Origin of the sequence: Pseudomonas koreensis, assembly GCF_036668835.1 — a bacterium.
Classification (GTDB): domain Bacteria; phylum Pseudomonadota; class Gammaproteobacteria; order Pseudomonadales; family Pseudomonadaceae; genus Aquipseudomonas; species Aquipseudomonas koreensis_I.
Map to the genome: position 1 here is coordinate 387,230 of NZ_JAZEVW010000001.1, position 17,057 is coordinate 404,286.

The 17,057-nt window shown below is 60.2% G+C and carries 14 protein-coding genes and 4 tRNA genes; 6 read left to right on the forward strand and 12 right to left on the reverse strand.

The features are described from left to right. Nucleotides 1–49: 49 nt before the first annotated feature. The 5 genes from V6F91_RS01595 to V6F91_RS01615 all read right to left on the reverse strand — a co-directional run bounded on the left by V6F91_RS01595 (nucleotide 50) and on the right by V6F91_RS01615 (nucleotide 2,746). Complete coding sequence (locus tag V6F91_RS01595; protein WP_332761842.1) at nucleotides 50–457, reverse strand: sel1 repeat family protein; 408 nt, start codon at nucleotides 455–457, stop codon at nucleotides 50–52. Beyond that, nucleotides 458–829 (reverse strand): hypothetical protein, encoded by a 372-nt coding sequence (locus tag V6F91_RS01600; RefSeq protein ID WP_007898892.1) that lies wholly within the window; start codon nucleotides 827–829, stop codon nucleotides 458–460. It abuts the gene before it with no gap. Next, nucleotides 826–1,167, reverse strand: a complete 342-nt coding sequence (locus V6F91_RS01605; RefSeq protein WP_332761848.1) for a helix-turn-helix transcriptional regulator — start codon at nucleotides 1,165–1,167, stop codon at nucleotides 826–828. Before V6F91_RS01605 ends, V6F91_RS01600 begins: the two co-directional genes overlap by 4 nt. Nucleotides 1,168–1,279: 112 nt before the next feature. Further along, a complete protein-coding gene (locus tag V6F91_RS01610; protein WP_332761849.1) occupies nucleotides 1,280–1,735 on the reverse strand; it encodes a YkvA family protein in 456 nt (151 codons plus the stop codon). A 294-nt stretch (nucleotides 1,736–2,029) separates the two neighbouring features. Continuing rightward, nucleotides 2,030–2,746 (reverse strand): FKBP-type peptidyl-prolyl cis-trans isomerase, encoded by a 717-nt coding sequence (locus tag V6F91_RS01615; RefSeq protein WP_007919751.1) that lies wholly within the window; start codon nucleotides 2,744–2,746, stop codon nucleotides 2,030–2,032. A gap of 270 nt (nucleotides 2,747–3,016) precedes the next feature. Between V6F91_RS01615 and V6F91_RS01620 the strand changes: the two genes are divergently transcribed. Together V6F91_RS01620 and V6F91_RS01625 are read left to right on the forward strand one after the other, a co-directional pair. After that, nucleotides 3,017–4,825: a di-heme-cytochrome C peroxidase gene (locus V6F91_RS01620; RefSeq protein WP_332761851.1), complete on the forward strand. Its 1,809-nt coding sequence runs from the start codon at nucleotides 3,017–3,019 to the stop codon at nucleotides 4,823–4,825. Nucleotides 4,826–4,851: 26 nt separating this feature from the next. Beyond that, the gene (locus V6F91_RS01625; protein WP_332762847.1) at nucleotides 4,852–5,985 is read left to right on the forward strand and encodes a catalase family protein; all 1,134 of its coding nucleotides are present in this window, start codon (nucleotides 4,852–4,854) and stop codon (nucleotides 5,983–5,985) included. A 101-nt stretch (nucleotides 5,986–6,086) separates the two neighbouring features. On the opposite strand, the gene V6F91_RS01630 is transcribed toward V6F91_RS01625, so the two are convergent. The 4 genes from V6F91_RS01630 to V6F91_RS01645 all read right to left on the reverse strand — a co-directional run bounded on the left by V6F91_RS01630 (nucleotide 6,087) and on the right by V6F91_RS01645 (nucleotide 6,620). Beyond that, nucleotides 6,087–6,163 (reverse strand) — tRNA-Asp (locus tag V6F91_RS01630). 19 nt (nucleotides 6,164–6,182) lie between these two features. Further along, nucleotides 6,183–6,258, reverse strand: a tRNA-Val gene (locus V6F91_RS01635). Nucleotides 6,259–6,448: 190 nt separating this feature from the next. Beyond that, nucleotides 6,449–6,525: transfer RNA gene (locus tag V6F91_RS01640), tRNA-Asp, on the reverse strand. Nucleotides 6,526–6,544: 19 nt separating this feature from the next. After that, nucleotides 6,545–6,620 (reverse strand) — tRNA-Val (locus tag V6F91_RS01645). 159 nt (nucleotides 6,621–6,779) lie between these two features. Between V6F91_RS01645 and rdgC the strand changes: the two genes are divergently transcribed. From rdgC to sugE, 3 genes are all read left to right on the forward strand, one after another. Beyond that, the gene (gene rdgC, locus V6F91_RS01650) at nucleotides 6,780–7,700 is read left to right on the forward strand and encodes a recombination-associated protein RdgC (protein WP_250604176.1); all 921 of its coding nucleotides are present in this window, start codon (nucleotides 6,780–6,782) and stop codon (nucleotides 7,698–7,700) included. An 87-nt stretch (nucleotides 7,701–7,787) separates the two neighbouring features. After that, nucleotides 7,788–8,753, forward strand: coding sequence for a bile acid:sodium symporter family protein (locus V6F91_RS01655; RefSeq protein WP_332761855.1), 966 nt, complete (start codon nucleotides 7,788–7,790; stop codon nucleotides 8,751–8,753). A 119-nt stretch (nucleotides 8,754–8,872) separates the two neighbouring features. Next, nucleotides 8,873–9,187 carry a quaternary ammonium compound efflux SMR transporter SugE gene (gene sugE, locus V6F91_RS01660; protein ID WP_332761857.1) on the forward strand — a complete coding sequence of 105 codons (315 nt, stop codon included), beginning with the start codon at nucleotides 8,873–8,875 and terminating at the stop codon, nucleotides 9,185–9,187. A gap of 110 nt (nucleotides 9,188–9,297) precedes the next feature. On the opposite strand, the gene V6F91_RS01665 is transcribed toward sugE, so the two are convergent. The 3 genes from V6F91_RS01665 to V6F91_RS01675 form a co-directional block, all read right to left on the reverse strand. Next, nucleotides 9,298–11,169, reverse strand: a complete 1,872-nt coding sequence (locus V6F91_RS01665; protein ID WP_332761859.1) for an MFS transporter — start codon at nucleotides 11,167–11,169, stop codon at nucleotides 9,298–9,300. Nucleotides 11,170–11,268: 99 nt separating this feature from the next. Next, nucleotides 11,269–12,420, reverse strand: coding sequence for a TDT family transporter (locus V6F91_RS01670; protein WP_332761861.1), 1,152 nt, complete (start codon nucleotides 12,418–12,420; stop codon nucleotides 11,269–11,271). 104 nt (nucleotides 12,421–12,524) lie between these two features. Beyond that, complete coding sequence (locus V6F91_RS01675; RefSeq protein ID WP_332761862.1) at nucleotides 12,525–12,836, reverse strand: cupin domain-containing protein; 312 nt, start codon at nucleotides 12,834–12,836, stop codon at nucleotides 12,525–12,527. A 376-nt stretch (nucleotides 12,837–13,212) separates the two neighbouring features. Between V6F91_RS01675 and V6F91_RS01680 the strand changes: the two genes are divergently transcribed. Further along, nucleotides 13,213–16,683 carry a NahK/ErcS family hybrid sensor histidine kinase/response regulator gene (locus tag V6F91_RS01680; RefSeq protein ID WP_332761864.1) on the forward strand — a complete coding sequence of 1,157 codons (3,471 nt, stop codon included), beginning with the start codon at nucleotides 13,213–13,215 and terminating at the stop codon, nucleotides 16,681–16,683. The last annotated feature ends 374 nt before the right edge of the window (nucleotides 16,684–17,057 follow it).

Genomic DNA, 17,057 nt, shown 5'->3' on the forward strand with positions numbered 1-17,057 from the left:
GGCGTGAGGAAAACCTCACGCCACGTTTATAAAACTGACAGAAATCGATTTAATGCATTGAATCGTCGCGGCTCAGTTTTTGCAACTTGAGCTCGGCCAAAGGGTGCCCGGCCTTGGCAGCGATGCCCCACCAGCGCGCGGCTTCGACAGCGTCCGGCGCTTTGCTCGGTGTGCCAGCGAGGCTGATCACGCCAAGCTGATAAGCCGCTTTGCCGTCACCACCGAGCGCTGCCAGGCGCAACAAGCGCACGCCCTCTTCGCGCGCACCGAGGCCGACGCCGCGAAAGGTCAGGATGTGCCCGTAGAAGCTTTGCGCACCGACATCGCCAAGGTTGGCCATGCGCGCAAACTGGCCTTCCAGCCAGTGCCAGCCACGCGGCTGGCGCACCAGCCACGACCAATGAAACAACCGGCGGGCCAGCCAGTAGCCGGCCCGCGCCTTGAGGCGCAAGAACACTCAGGCCTCCGCCGATTCCGGGTATTCGTATTCGAAGACACGCACCACTTCCGACGCATGCCAGGAGGCCGCAGCGACGCCATCGGACGGCCCGGAAAAACGCCCGAGACGTTCGACACACTCAAAAAAACCGGTGCGGGGCAAACGGCTCGCGCCCTGACTGATCACCAGCGAACTGCGCAGCGGTTGTTCGGCCCTGGCGTCCAGCGCCGCCAGATGCTCAAGCGCGGCGGTAAGAGTCTGCATGGCCGGTGTCGGCAGTTGCAACCGCTCCAGCAAGGCCCGATAAGTCAGTAGATGACGCTGACGTCGCGCCTGATCCAGCTCCCCCAGCAAACCATCCCAATGTTGACGGCTGATGCGTACGCTCACGATTCTTCCCTCCACCCTGGCACCGTCAGTTCCCAGGCCAGGCTGCGGCGAATCGCGGCGTCGGGCTGACGCTCGCCACTTTCGATCATGGCCAGATAAGACGGGCTGATGCCTACCGTGCGGGCCAGCGCCTCGATGGCGATGCCCTTCCCTTCGCGCAAACTGCGTAGTTGATCCAGACCCGGAAGAATCGGATCTGATGTGGCTGCGAGCGGCGTGGCTGCCGCGCGCTTCGGTGCTTCGTCGATTCCTGCTGCTTTTAGTAGAGCCTGATATTGAGCCCACGGCAGAACCGCGTATTCCGGTTCGCCATCGCGTGCAATGATCTGAATATCCATGACTACCCCGTAGGACAACAACACTTAGCGAGTCGGCACTTTTCCCTAGAAGTGTAATCCTAACAGCGGCCAAGGTCGCGGGGGGTATCTATCTACAGGCAGGTTTGCACAATCAGGGCTTTTTCGGTCCCTGGAGTTGCAGTTGTTCGGGGGTGTCCGGCAGGCGTTCGACCACCGCCAGTTTTTCTGGATGCTGACGGTTGCGCCACTGGCGAAAGGCGTCGAGCTCATCGCTGAGGGTTTTCATCAGCCAGGCGAGAACGGCGACGTCGTCGAGCATGCCGAACATGGGAATGAAATCCGGCACCGCATCCACGGGACTGAGGAAGTACATCAAACCCGCCACTACCGAAATCAGCGCTTTGCTGCTGATGGCCCGGTACTCGCCGCGCCAGTAGGCCAGACACAAGGCCTGAAGCAGGCGCAAATCATCTTTGAGTTTGCCCAAACGATTGCCTTGCGCAGCACCCTTGCTGGCCACCGCAAACAGCAAGGTTGGCAAACGGCCTCGGGCCAGCAAACGACCGGCCAAGGGCAGGAATCGAACGAAATTCCATGGAGCTTTCATCTATTCCTCCCACTGAAATGTTATCCACACAAATTGTGGATAACCTTGTGAACAGAGCTGCATTTCAGCGCTGAAAGCCCCGTTTCATAAGGGCTGCGCTTAGATCGGGCGTTTTTTACTCACATAAAAAACCCCAATATTTCATTGACTTGGCTGCTCAGGGCGGCTAGCGCGGGCAGCCTCAATGGCTATGACTGTGCCAAGCGGCATCGGTTCGTTCTGTTTACCCTTGCCGGGGTCCAGATGCAACAACGCCCCGCATAAGCGAGGCGTTGTTGTCGATGCGTTTACCAATTACTTGGCAGCGGCAGCTTCTTTGGCTGGATCCTTGATGGCCAGCAGTTCGAGGTCGAAGACCAGAACCGAGTTGGCCGGAATCGCCGGGCTTGGCGATTGCGCGCCATAAGCCAGATCGCTAGGAATGTACAGTTTGTACTTCTCGCCAACGTGCATCAGTTGCAGACCTTCAACCCAACCCGGGATCACGCCACTCACCGGCAGATCGATCGGGCTGCCGCGCTCGACGGAGCTGTCGAACACGGTGCCGTTGGTCAGCTTGCCGGTGTAGTGAACGGTCACTACGTCAGTCGGCTTCGGCTGCGGGCCGTCGGCCTTCTTCACCACTTCGTACTGCAGACCCGAAGCGGTAGTCGTCACGCCAGCCTTCTTGCCGTTTTCTTCGAGGAACTTCTTGCCGGCGGCTGCCGACTCTTCGCTCATCTTGGCCATGCGCTCTTCGGCACGCTTTTGCAGCGCGGCGAAGGCTTCGACCAGCTCTTCATCTTTCAGCTTCTGTTCTTTCTTGCCGACGGCATCTTCAATGCCCTGGGCTACCGCTTTGGAGTCCAGGTCATCCATGCCTTCCTGAGCCAGGCTTTTGCCCATGTTCAGGCCGATGCCGTAGGAAGCTTTCTGCGCCGGGGTTTTCAGCTCTACGCTGGTCTGCGAGTCACAACCCGCGAGTACCAGGCTAACCAGGGCTACCGCCGCCGCCAACCGATGCTGTTTCATGCTATTTCCTTGTTCATGCGCCGAATGGGCAATCGAGTAAAGCCGCGAGCTTATCAGGCCGCCACGACCAATGGCTACCGGCATGAGAGCAGGAAACTTGCGATAAGTTCAGGGACTGAAACGCATTGGCCGCCAGCAACGATGAAGCTTCTGTCATCTACTTCCGAGAACCATCGTCAGCCCTGCTCGCTACATCTGGCGTAATGGCCACTTGCCGCACAGGGCCTCGCTCAGGCATAACAGCGCAACAATTCGACAAGGATGTTTATCTTGCGCCTCTTATTCCGTGTGCTGACCCTGATCGTCGTACTGCTGGGCCTCGTTCTGGCCGTGGTGCTGTATTACGTCGCCAATCCGAAATTGCCGCTCTACACGCCCGCCGAGCAAGTGCATTACCTCGATCAGTGGAGCGAGCAGGACCGGCAAACCTATTACTTCACGCCACAGGGCACGCAGGTCAAAGGCCTGCGCTACGAATGGTTCCAGGCACTCGAACTGCCCTTTACGCAGCAGCGCTTCGCCTCACCCGAGTACCTCGCACGCTTCGGCTTTCTGATTGACCCGCAGCAGAAAGCCACGCCGAACAACCCCGGCAACCTGCCCGTCGGTTTTGCTCGGCACCAGAACCCTGGCAGCGGCGAGCATTATCTGGACATTACCTGCGCCGCCTGCCACACCGGCGAACTGCGCTTCAAAGGCCAGGCGGTGCGGATCGACGGAGGCGCGGCGCAACACGTGCTGCCTTCCAGCGTTCCTACACTGCGCGGTGGCAGTTTCGGACAGGCATTGGTAGCCAGTCTGACCTCGACTTACTACAACCCGTGGAAATTCGAACGTTTCGCCAGAAACGTGTTGGGCGATGCCTACGGCGCGCGTCACCAACAGTTGCGCAAAGAATTCAAAACCTCACTGGACACCTTCATTAAAGTGGCTTGGAACGATACCCATCGCGGCCTCTATCCAACCGAAGAAGGCCCCGGTCGCACCGACGCGTTCGGGCGGATCGCCAACGCCACGTTCGGCGATGCGATTTCCGCGGGCAACTATCGCGTGGCCGATGCGCCGGTGGATTACCCGCAACTGTGGGACATGTGGACGTTCGATTGGGTGCAATGGAACGGCTCGGCGCAACAGCCGATGGCGCGCAATATCGGCGAGGCGCTGGGCGTCGGCGCCACGCTGAATTTTTTCGACAGCAACGGCCAACCGCTGCAAGGCGATGCGCGCTATGCCTCCAGCGTACGCGTGCGAGATCTGCACAAAATCGAGGAAACCCTGCAAAAACTCCGCCCGCCCGCCTGGCCAGAGGCCCTGTTCGGTGCCATCGACAAGCCGCTGGCCGCGAAGGGCCGTGCACTGTTTACCGAGAATTGCGCCAGTTGCCATGTGCCGCCGCAGACTAAGGAAGGCGAGCGCTGGGTGCAAAATCTGCACATGTTGCCGGTCGCAGTGATCGGTACCGATCCGAACGCCGCCAACAACATTGCCAGCCACCGTTTCGACCTGAGCGCGCTGCAATGGGACCTGAAAGATCTGCAAACGATGGACGTCAAACTGCACCCGACGCCTACGGAACCGCTGGACCTCAGCCAGCTGTCAGTGGCCAAGGGCCTGGCTTACGTCACCGCTTTTGTCGCAGACCGCGCCTACCGTGAAGCCAACGTCACGCCGCAGGAGAAACCGCAACTGGACGGTTTCGGCCTGCCGATCGGCGTACGGGAAAAAGTCGCTTATAAAGCGCGGCCGCTGGCCGGTGTCTGGGCCACCGCGCCGTTTCTGCACAACGGTTCGGTGCCGAGTATTTATCAGTTGCTGTCACCGCAGGATGAGCGCGCCACCACCTTCTATAAAGGCAGCTTCGAATACGATCCGCGACATCTGGGTTACCGCACCGAAGCCATTACCAATGGTTTCCTGTTCGACACGCGCATCAGCGGCAACCACAACAGCGGTCATGAATTTCGTGCCGGCGAACGCGGCAACGGCGTGATTGGCCGCTTATTGCAGCCGGAAGAACGCTGGGCGTTGCTCGAATACCTGAAAGTGCTCGGCGGCCCGCTGGAGGCGCAACTGCCATGATCTCGACTTTCAAGAAAGAACTGCCACTGTTGGCGCGGATCTGGCTGCGTATTGGCCGATGGCTAGGCAAACTTGTGCTGATCGTGCTCGCCATCGGCCTGCTCGGCTGGGCCATTGCCAGCGCCTGGTTCGCCTGGCAGCACCGCGGGCCGGTGTCGGCACTCGAGCAGATTCCGCCCGGCGAAGCTGCACTGACGCAAAGCGTGATCCAGACCGCCGTGCGTATCGTCGATCAGCATCGCGAACCGACGCGCTATCTGCGCGATGCGCACGCCAAAGCGCATGGCTGTGTAAAAGCGCAGGTGCAGGTCTTGCCGGATCTCGAGCAGTCCCTGCGTCAAGGCGTGTTCAGTGAGCCGGGCAAAACCTGGCAGGCGTTGATCCGGCTATCGAACGGCAATGCCTACCCGCAGTTCGACAGTATCCGCGACGCCCGCGGCATGGCAATCAAACTGCTCGATGTTCCGGGTAAACAGTTGCTTGGCAAGCGCCAGGGTCTGCCTGAACAGGATTTCGTCATGTTCAGCCACCCGAATTTCTTTGTCAGCGATGTTGCCGAGTACCGGCAGAATGTGGCGGCGCAGGCCGATGGCAAAAAAGTCATGGCGTTCTTCCCTGCCTGGGATCCGCGCACCTGGCAGGTCCGCCATCTGTTCATCGCGCTGGCGACCCTGGCACCGCCACCGGACAGCCCGACCGAGACCACGTACTTTTCGGTATCGCCGTATAAATTTGGCGAGGCCAACGCGAAGTTTCGCGTCGCGCCGGACCCGGACAATTGCCCGGCCTATACATTGCCCAAGCAAAACCACGATCTGCCGAATTTTCTGCGCAGTGCTTTGACTCAGCAATTGTCGACCGATCGCGTGACGGCCTGCTTCGTTTTGCAGATCCAGCGTCAGGATGCCAATAAGTTCATGCCGATCGAGGACACCAGCATTGAATGGCGCGAAGAGGATGCGCCCTTTGAAACCGTCGCACGGATTACCCTGCCGCCGCAGGACTTCGACACCCCGGCGCTGAATCTGCAATGCGACAACCTGTCGTTCAACCCGTGGTTCGGCATTGAAGCGCATCGTCCGATCGGTGGCATCAATCGCCTGCGCAAAGCGGTGTACGAGGCTGTCAGCGACTATCGCCATCAACGCAACGCCAAGTGAGCGCCGCGCAAGTGCGGAAAACACAAACGCCAGACAGCAAAAAGCCCGCACAAGGCGGGCTTTCCGTGACATCTGGCGTTCAGTGTTCCAGATGCCGAATATGGCGCAGCGGACGGGACTCGAACCCGCGACCCCCGGCGTGACAGGCCGGTATTCTAACCGACTGAACTACCGCTGCGCGAAACGCTTGAAACGAATGGTGGGTGATGACGGGATCGAACCGCCGACATTCTGCTTGTAAGGCAGACGCTCTCCCAGCTGAGCTAATCACCCTTCGCTTCGTTACGGGGCGCATTATGCCACAAGTTTTCGTAATGTGTTGATTTAATTGAAGTTTTTTTCAAATAAATCCGAAAACCGGTGAAACCATGCATCCCTGGGTACAACCTTGGGGCAGAAAAAAACCCGCTTCAGCGGGTTTTTCCGTGGTGACCTGGCGTTCAGTGGTCCAGGTTACCGAATATGGCGCAGCGGACGGGACTCGAACCCGCGACCCCCGGCGTGACAGGCCGGTATTCTAACCGACTGAACTACCGCTGCGCTAAACACTTGAAACGAATGGTGGGTGATGACGGGATCGAACCGCCGACATTCTGCTTGTAAGGCAGACGCTCTCCCAGCTGAGCTAATCACCCTTCGCTTCGGTGTGGCGCGCATTCTACGGAGCGCCCCCACCTCTGGCAAGCACTTTTTTAAATAATTTTCCGAGGCCTTCCAAAGGCTTAGAGAAGGGTTGGCCTATGCCACGGCGAAGACAATAATGCCCCCCTTTGTATAAAGGAGAGACTCACCCCATGTGGTTCAAGAACCTGCTTATCTATCGCCTGACCCAAGACCTGCCTGTCGATGCCGAGGCGCTGGAAACTGCACTGGCCACCAAACTGGCGCGTCCATGTGCAAGCCAGGAGTTGACCACCTACGGTTTCGTCGCGCCGTTCGGCAAAGGCGAAGACGCACCCCTGGTGCATGTCAGCGGTGACTTCCTGCTGATTGCTGCGCGCAAGGAAGAACGCATTCTGCCGGGCAGCGTCGTGCGTGACGCGGTCAAGGAAAAGGTCGAAGAGATCGAAGCCGAGCAGATGCGCAAGGTCTATAAAAAGGAACGCGACCAGATCAAGGATGAAATCATCCAGGCCTTCCTGCCGCGCGCCTTCATTCGTCGCTCGTCGACCTTTGCTGCCATTGCGCCGAAACAGGGGCTGATCCTGGTCAACTCGGCGAGCCCGAAACGCGCCGAAGACTTGCTGTCGACCCTGCGTGAAGTGATCGGCACCCTGCCGGTGCGTCCGTTGACGGTGAAAATGGCGCCGACCGCTGTGATGACCGATTGGGTCACCACGCAAAAAGCCGCCGACGACTTCTATGTACTGGACGAGTGCGAACTGCGCGACACCCACGAAGATGGCGGCATCGTGCGCTGCAAGCGTCAGGACTTGACCAGCGAAGAAATCCAGCTGCACCTGAGCACCGGCAAAGTGGTCACCCAGTTGTCGCTGGCCTGGCAGGACAAGTTGTCGTTCATGCTCGACGACAAGATGACCGTCAAGCGCCTGAAGTTCGAAGACTTGCTGCAGGATCAGGCGGAACAGGACGGCGGCGACGAAGCTCTGGGCCAACTGGATGCGAGCTTCACCCTGATGATGCTGACCTTCGGCGACTTCCTGCCGGCACTGGTGGAAGCGCTGGGTGGGGAAGAGACTCCGCAGGGGATCTAACCCTGATGAGTTTGTAAACTGTGGGAGCGAGCCTGCTCGCTCCCACAGGTCGATTGGTGGTGTTCATTCAATAACAAGGACCAAGCCATGCGCGCACTGGCTGCACTCAGCCGCTTCGTCGGCAATACCTTCGCTTACTGGGTTCTGATTTTCGCCGTGGTCGCATTCCTGCAACCGGCGTGGTTCCTCGGCCTGAAAAGCGCCATCGTGCCGCTGCTGGGGCTGGTGATGTTCGGCATGGGCCTGACCCTCAAACTCGACGACTTCGCTGCTGTTGCCCGCCATCCGTGGCGCGTGGCGCTGGGCGTGGTTGCGCATTTCGTGATCATGCCCGGTGTGGCGTGGTTGCTCTGCCAGATGTTTCATCTGCCACCAGAAATCGCCGTCGGCGTGATCCTGGTCGGTTGCTGCCCGAGCGGCACGTCGTCCAATGTGATGACCTGGCTGGCGCGTGGAGATCTGGCGTTGTCGGTGGCAATCGCCGCCGTCACTACCCTCCTCGCCCCACTGCTGACCCCAGCGCTGATCTGGCTGCTGGCTTCGGCGTGGCTGCCGGTGTCGTTCATGGAGTTGTTCTGGTCGATTCTGCAAGTGGTGCTGCTGCCGATCGTTCTCGGCGTGGTGGCCCAGCGTGTATTGGGGAACAAGGTTCGCCATGCGGTTGAGGTGCTGCCGCTGGTGTCAGTGGTCAGCATCGTGATCATCGTCACGGCGGTGGTGGCGGCCAGTCAGGCGAAGATCGCCGAATCGGGCCTGTTGATCATGGCGGTGGTGATGCTGCACAACAGCTTCGGTTACCTGCTCGGCTACTTCACCGGGCGCCTGTTCAAATTGCCATTGGCGCAGCGCAAGTCGCTGGCGCTGGAAGTCGGCATGCAGAATTCGGGGCTCGGCGCCGCGCTGGCCAGCGCGCACTTTTCACCATTAGCGGCGGTGCCAAGTGCGTTGTTCAGCGTCTGGCACAATATTTCCGGCGCACTGCTGTCGACCTACTTCCGCCGGATGAGTGAAAAGGCAGATCGCGAAACGGCGGCGCAGCAAGCAGCCGACTGAGGCGAAAACTTGATCCCCGGGTTAATGCTCGGCAGACTGTTGCGCAACGCGGGGACGACCCTGCGGCTCGCTCGAGTCATTAATCTGGGGACGACCCCGTCAATCGATGGAGGTCTTGCATGTCCTGGATCATTCTGTTTTTCGCCGGCCTGTTCGAGGTTGGCTGGGCCGTCGGCCTGAAATACACCGACGGCTTCACCCGCCCACTACCCACCGTTTTAACCGTCGCGGCCATGGCCGTCAGTCTGGGTCTGCTGGGCCTGGCGGTGAAGGAATTGCCGCTGGGCACGGCTTATGCGATCTGGACCGGAGTCGGTGCCGTCGGCACGGTGATTGCGGGGATCATTCTGTTTGGTGAGTCGATGGCGTTGATTCGGCTGGCGAGTGTGGCGTTGATCGTGACCGGATTGATTGGCCTCAAGGTCAGCGCTTAGGCCACTACCGTTTTCGCGAGCAGGCTCGCTCCCACATTCGATCGCGTTCCGTCAGAGGCATACGATCAACTGTGGGAGCCTGCTCGCGAATAGGCCCTCAAAATTGCCGGCTATCTGACTGCCCCGCGCAATTCGCCCACCAACACTTGCAACTTCGCCGGCTCAGTCCCTTCGGTAATCGCCGAACCCGCCACCAGCGTCACCCGCGACCACAACCGGCGCAAAAAGCCCTTGTTCGGATCGCGACTGAAGAAACTCCCCCACAGCCCCTGCAACGCCAACGGAATTACCGGCACTGGTGTCTCTTCGAGAATCCGCGTCAGCCCGCCGCGGAATTCGTTGATCTCGCCATCGGCAGTCAATTTGCCTTCCGGAAAGATGCACACCAGCTCGCCGTCCTTCAGATACTGCGCAATACGGCCGAAGGCCTTTTCGTAAATCTGGATATCTTCCTGGCGTCCGGCGATGGGAATCGCGCCAGCGGTGCGGAAGATAAAGTTCAGCACCGGCAGGTTGTAGATCTTGTAGTACATGACAAAACGAATCGGCCTGCGCACTGCACCGCCGATCAGCAAGGCATCGACGAACGATACGTGGTTGCATACCAGTAACGCCGCGCCTTCATCGGGAATCGCTTCAAGGTTGCGGTGCTCGACGCGGTACATGGAATGGCTGAGCAGCCAGATCATGAAACGCATGCTGAATTCGGGCACGATCTTGAAGATGTAGGCGTTGACGCCGATGTTCAGCAGCGACACGACCAGGAACAGCTGCGGGATCGACAGCTTGGCGACGCTCAATAAAACGATCGAAACAATCGCCGAAACCACCATGAACAATGCGTTGAGAATGTTGTTCGCCGCGATCACTCGCGCCCGCTCGTTCTCGGCGGTGCGCGACTGGATCAGCGCGTACAGCGGCACGATATAAAAGCCGCCGAATATGCCCAGGCCAAGAATGTCGATCAGCACCGCCCAGGTGTGAACGAAGCCCAGCACCTCAGTCCAGCTATGGCCGCTGACGCTGTCGGGAATTCCGCCGGAATGCCACCACAGCAGCAGGCCGAATACCGTCAGGCCGAACGAGCCGAACGGCACCAGGCCGATCTCGACCTTGCGCCCGGACAGCTTCTCGCAAAGCATCGAGCCCAGCGCAATGCCCACCGAAAACACCGTGAGGATCAGGGTGACCACGGTCTCATCGCCGTGCATCCACTCCTTGGCGTAGGCCGGAATCTGCGTCAGGTAAATCGCCCCGACGAACCAGAACCACGAGTTGCCGACAATCGAGCGCGACACGGCGGGCGTCTGGCCCAGGCCAAGTTTCAACGTCGCCCAGGACTGGCTGAAAATGTTCCAGTTCAGGCGCATCTCCGGGGAGGACGCCGCCGCGCGCGGAATACTGCGGCTGGCCAGATAGCCCAGCACGGCAATGCCGACGATGGCGGCAGACACCACCGGCGCGTAGTGTTCTGACGACATCATGATCCCGGCACCGATCGTCCCGGCGAGAATCGCCAGAAACGTGCCCATTTCCACCAGACCGTTGCCACCGACCAGCTCATCGTCACGCAGCGCCTGCGGCAGAATCGAATACTTCACTGGCCCGAACAGCGCCGAATGAGTGCCCATGGCGAACAGCGCCACCAGCATCAGCGACAAATGATCGAAGAGAAAACCGATTGATCCTACGGCCATGATCGCGATTTCCGCGAGTTTGATCAGACGGATCAGTGCGTCCTTGGCGAACTTTTCGCCAAACTGCCCGGCCAGCGCCGAGAACAGAAAAAACGGCAGGATGAACAGCAGCGCACACAGGTTGACCCAGATCGAGCGGTCACCCTCGATGGTCAGCCGATAGAGAATCGCGAGGATCAACGACTGTTTGAACACGTTGTCGTTGAACGCACCGAGCGACTGCGTAATGAAAAACGGCAGGAAGCGCCGGGTGCGCAGCAGGTTGAACTGTGAGGGGTGACTCATCTTCCGTGTTTCCCTGATGTTTAAGGTAGCGAGGCCTGGTTACTGCTTATTGGAATCTCGAAGCGCGTTCCAGGCCACACCTTACCTAAACTTTTCAGATTATTGCTTCAAACCTGCAATGCATGGCGAGACAAACAGCTCGCCACGCCAGGCGCCCTGCACGGTGCGCTTGCCGACGATCAGCCACATCAGCGCCAGCAACATCACCAGCGCCGTGCCGACGATGCTGAAAAACGTCAGGTTCAAGGTGCTCGCGAGTTTCAGGGTGGCCAGCGAATACACGCCCAACGGGAAGGTAAACCCCCACCAGCCGAGGTTGAACGGGATGCCATCGCGCAGGTAGCGCACGGTGATCAGCAGCGCCATCAGCATCCACCACAAACCGAAGCCCCAAAGGGTAATCCCGGCCACCAGCCCGATACCCGCCGCAATTTCACCGATGCCTGGCAAGCCGTTGGCAGCGAAGATCAGCGGCGCATCACTGCCCAGCAGCAACATGCCCAGCGCCCCGGTACCGATCGGCCCGAGAGCCAGCCAGCTCGACGCGGCCATGTTTTCGTGGGGCAACTTATGCAGGGCCATGCGCAGTAGCAGAATCGTCAGAATGCTGAACGCCACGGGTAGGGAAAAGGCCCAGAGCACGTAGCTTGTGGTCAGCATCACCAGTTGCGCGTGGGCATCGGTGAGATGCGGCGCGAGCAAACCACCACTGGCCGCGGCCACTTCCGCAGCGACCACCGGCAACAGCCAGACCGCAGTCATCTGGTCGATGCTGTGCTCCTGACGGGTAAACATCATGTAGGGAATCAGCACGCCGCAGGCCAGCGACATTGCCACGTCAATCCACCACAGCGCTTCGGCCAGATCAACCACGCCCTCGCCCCAGCGCGGCAAACCGAAGACGAGAAAGCCATTGATAATCGTCGCCAGGCCCATCGGAATCGTGCCGAAGAACATCGACACGGTGGAGTGGCCGAAAATCCGCCGGGCTTCGTCGAAAAACAGGATCCAGCGTGCGGCGTAGGCAGCGGTAAACAGGGTGAACAACAGAATGTTGAACAACCACAGCGCTTCAGCCACGGCGCGCAGGCCAGGGATGGCAACCGGTAGTTGGGCCAGCGCCAACGCCAGCACACCGGTGCCCATGGTCGCGGCGAACCAGTTGGGAGTGAACTGACGAATCACTTCGCGCGGGTGCTGAAGCTGGCTGAACGGCTTGAGGCCGGGTTTGGCGGTGTGTGGGCAAATCATCATGAACTCCTGTCCTCTGGTGAGGTTGAGCTCATGGTAGAACTGAATCGAATATCTATATAACGGGTAATATCTCTAACTGTTATCTGTTTTGCCAATATAGATCAAACGCTGCCTTCGCTTTCGATCACCAGAATCCGCGCCTCGCCTTGCGGATGGGCGACATGCTCGGTGCCCACCGAGGCGTAAAAGATGTCACCGACAGTGAGCTGCACCTGTTTTTCTTCGCCCTGCTCGCGGTAATGCATCGTCACTTGGCCATCGAGCACCACGAACACTTCTTCACCATCGTTGACGTGCCACTTGTATGGCTGGTCGGTCCAGTGCAGACGCGTGGTGATGCCGTTCATGCTGGCAATGTCCAGCGCGCCCCAGGCGCGTTCGGCGGTGAAGGCTTTGCTGCGGATAATCTTCATGATCGGTCCGTGAGAAGAATGGCCAAGGCAGGCTAACCGAAACCCCGGCAATGAGGGAACGTTGCACATATGGGCAGATGCCGGCGCAGGTTAACGGCTGCCCAGGTTGTTGGGTATGGCATTGCAGCGGCACTGACGCTTTCGCGAGCAGGCTCGCTCACAGGAAGAATGCATTGCAAAGGTGGGAGAATGCATTGCAAAGGTGGGAGCGAGCCTGCTCGCGAAGAGGCCTGATCGGTCAACACAAAACCAACCAGTTCCACACCTGCGACACCCCGCCACGCCACGACCATGGTCGACACTGACTAACCGCCGCGCGCATGCCAGACTGTCCGCCCGGCAGGAGTGCCGGGGAGTCTTTTGCCGGGAGTGTTGCATGTCGCTGTCCACCGGGCTGATCGCCGCCGTCGCCCTGGCCTATATGGCCATCATGTTCGCCATCGCCTTTTACGGCGACCGTCGCAGCACGCCGTTGCCGCCGCGTGTGCGTGCCTGGGTGTACAGCCTGTCGCTTGCGGTTTACTGCACCAGCTGGACGTTTTTCGGCGCGGTCGGTCAGGCGGCGGAACAACTCTGGTCCTTTCTGCCGATCTACCTCGGGCCGATCCTGCTGCTGGTCGGCGCGCCGTGGGTCCTGCAAAAAATGGTGATGATCAGCAAACAGGAGAACATCACCTCCATCGCTGACTTCATCGCCGCGCGCTACGGCAAATCGCAATCGCTGGCGGTGGTCGTTGCGCTGATCTGTCTGGTCGGCGTGCTGCCTTATATTGCCCTGCAACTCAAAGGCATCGTCCTCGGCGTGAACCTGTTGATCGGCGCCGGCGCCGACGCGATGGGCACGCGCGCTCAGGACACCGCGCTGATCGTGTCGCTGGTACTGGCGCTGTTCACCATTGTCTTCGGTACTCGCAACCTCGATGCCACCGAACACCACCGCGGCATGGTCCTGGCGATTGCCTTCGAATCGCTGGTGAAGCTGTTCGCATTCCTCGCCGTTGGCGCCTTCGTCACTTATGGCCTGTATGACGGTTTCGACGACCTGTTCAATCAGGCGATGCTTGCCCCGCGCCTCGAGCAATACTGGAAAGAGACGATCAATTGGCCGTCGATGGTGGTGCAGACCGGCGTGGCGATGATGGCGATCATCTGCCTGCCGCGGCAGTTCCACGTCACCGTGGTAGAAAACATCGATCCGCAGGATCTGCGCCTGGCCAAATGGGTGTTTCCGGCTTATCTCGCGCTGGCCGCGCTGTTTGTAGTCCCGATCGCTCTGGCCGGTCAGATGATGCTGCCCAGTGATGTGCTGCCCGATTCCTTCGTGATCAGCCTGCCACTGGCCCAGGCCCATCCGGCGCTGGCGATGCTGGCGTTTATCGGCGGTGCGTCGGCGGCCACGGGTATGGTGATCGTCGCCAGCGTGGCGCTGTCGACCATGGTTTCCAACGACATGCTGTTGCCGTGGCTGCTGCGACGCAACAATGCCGAGCGGCCGTTCGAAGTGTTCCGCCAGTGGATGCTGTCGGTGCGCCGCGTGAGCATCGTGGTCATTCTGTTGCTGGCCTACGTCAGCTATCGCTTGCTCGGCTCCACCGCGAGCCTGGCAACCATCGGCCAGATCGCTTTTGCCGCAGTGACGCAACTGGCCCCGGCCATGCTCGGTGCGCTGTACTGGAAGCAGGCCAACCGTCGCGGCGTGTTTGCCGGCCTCGCCACGGGCACATTCCTGTGGTTTTACACGCTGGTCTTGCCGATTGCCGCGCACAGCCTCGGTTGGTCGCTGAACAGTTTTCCGGGGCTGGCATGGCTGCACAGCAACCCGCTGAACCTGCCGATCAGCCCGCTGACCCAGGGCGTGGTGCTGTCGCTGGCCGGCAACTTCACCCTGTTTGCCTGGGTCTCGGTGCTGTCGCGCACGCGGGTGTCGGAACACTGGCAAGCCGGACGTTTTATCGGCCAGGAAATCAGCGCACGGCCAAGCGCACGCTCGATGCTGGCAGTGCAGATCGACGATCTACTGCAACTCGCCGCGCGCTTCGTCGGCGAAGAACGTGCGCGGCAGAGCTTTATTCGTTTCGCCTACCGCCAGGGCAAAGGCTTCAACCCGAATCAGAATGCCGACAGTGAATGGATCGCCCACACCGAGCGCTTGCTCGCCGGTGTACTCGGTGCGTCTTCAACGCGCGCAGTGGTAAAAGCCGCCATCGAAGGTCGGGAAATGCAGCTGGAGGACGTCGTGCGCATCGCCGACGAAGCCTCCGAAGTGCTGCAATTCAACCGCGCGCTGCTGCAAGGCGCGATTGAAAACATCACCCAAGGCATCAGCGTGGTCGACCAGTCGCTGAAACTGGTGGCGTGGAATCGCCGTTATCTGGAGCTGTTCAATTACCCCGACGGCTTGATCAGCGTTGGCCGGCCGATTGCCGACATCATTCGCTACAACGCCGAGCGCGGTTTGTGCGGCCCCGGCGAAGCGGAAGTCCACGTCGCGCGGCGCCTGCACTGGATGCGCCAGGGCCGCGCGCACACGTCCGAGCGGCTGTTCCCCAACGGCCGGGTAATCGAGCTGATCGGCAATCCGATGCCCGGCGGCGGCTTCGTCATGAGTTTCACCGACATCACCGCGTTTCGCGAAGCCGAACAGGCGCTGACCGAAGCCAACGAAGGGCTGGAACAACGGGTTAGCGAACGTACCCAGGAACTGTCGCAGCTCAACCTTGCGCTGACCGCGGCCAAAGGTACCGCCGAAGCGGCCAGCCAGTCGAAAACCCGCTTTCTGGCGGCGGTCAGCCACGACCTGATGCAGCCGCTCAACGCCGCCCGCCTGTTCTCCGCCGCCCTCTCCCACCAGAGCGAAGGCTTGAGCAGCGACGCGCAAAAACTGGTACAGCACCTCGACAGCTCGCTGCGTTCGGCCGAAGACCTGATCAGCGATCTGCTGGATATTTCCCGTCTGGAAAACGGCAAGATCAACCCCGATCGCAAACCCTTTGCGCTCAACGAACTGTTCGACATCCTCGGCGCCGAGTTCAAGGCACTGGCGCAGGAACAGGGGCTGACATTCCGCGTGCGCGGCAGTCATTTGCGCATCGACAGCGACATCAAATTGCTGCGACGGATCTTGCAGAATTTCCTCACCAACGCGTTCCGCTACGCCAAAGGCCCGGTGCTGCTCGGCGTACGCCGACGCGGCGGCGAGCTGTGCCTGGAGGTTTGGGATCGCGGGCCGGGCATTCCCGAGGACAAACAGCAGGTGATTTTCGAGGAATTCAAACGCCTCGACAGCCACCAGACCCGCGCCGAAAAAGGCCTCGGCCTCGGCCTGGCCATCGCCGACGGTTTATGCCGAGTGCTCGGCCATACCCTGCGCGTGCGTTCGTGGCCGGGGCGCGGCAGCGTATTCAGCGTCAGCGTACCGCTCGCACACTCACAAACCGCGCCGGCCAGCGCCACCGCCGAAATCAATGGCAAATCGCTCAGCGGCGCACAGGTGCTGTGCATCGACAATGAAGACAGCATCCTCATCGGCATGAACAGCCTGTTGAGCCGCTGGGGCTGCCAAGTCTGGACCGCGCGCAATCGTGAGGAGTGCGCAGCGCTGCTCAGCGAAGGCGTCCGCCCGCAACTGGCCCTGGTCGACTATCACCTCGACCACGGCGACACCGGCACCGAACTGATGGCATGGCTACGCACGCGCCTGGGCGAACCGGTGCCGGGGGTGGTGATCAGTGCTGACGGGCGCCCCGAGATGGTTGCTCAAGTGCATGCGGCGGGCCTGGATTACCTGGCCAAACCGGTGAAGCCGGCGGCGTTGCGGGCGTTGTTGAGTCGGTATTTGCCGTTGTAGGGGTGACCTCAAAGAGAAAATCAAAAGCCCCTCACCCTAGCCCTCTCCCGGAGGGAGAGGGGACTGACCGAGTGGTTTGATAGAGATACGCCGACTGAGATATCGAGTCGAACTCAGATTCTGAAAAGCCCAAAGATCGGCTCCCTCTCCAGGGGGAGAGGGCTGGGGTGAGGGGCAGCCACACCACAAATCCCAAGCCGAACAACCGCTTCTAACCACTCAACAATGAGCGTTAGCTCGAGTGCCCTTGATCTTGATCTTGCCTAACCGGCGACATCGGAAGGCTGAGCGCAGGGATCGATCCGGGCGTGGGAGCGCAGCGACCGTACGACGAAGTCGTACACAGCGGACGTAGGTGCAGCGAAGCAAACCGT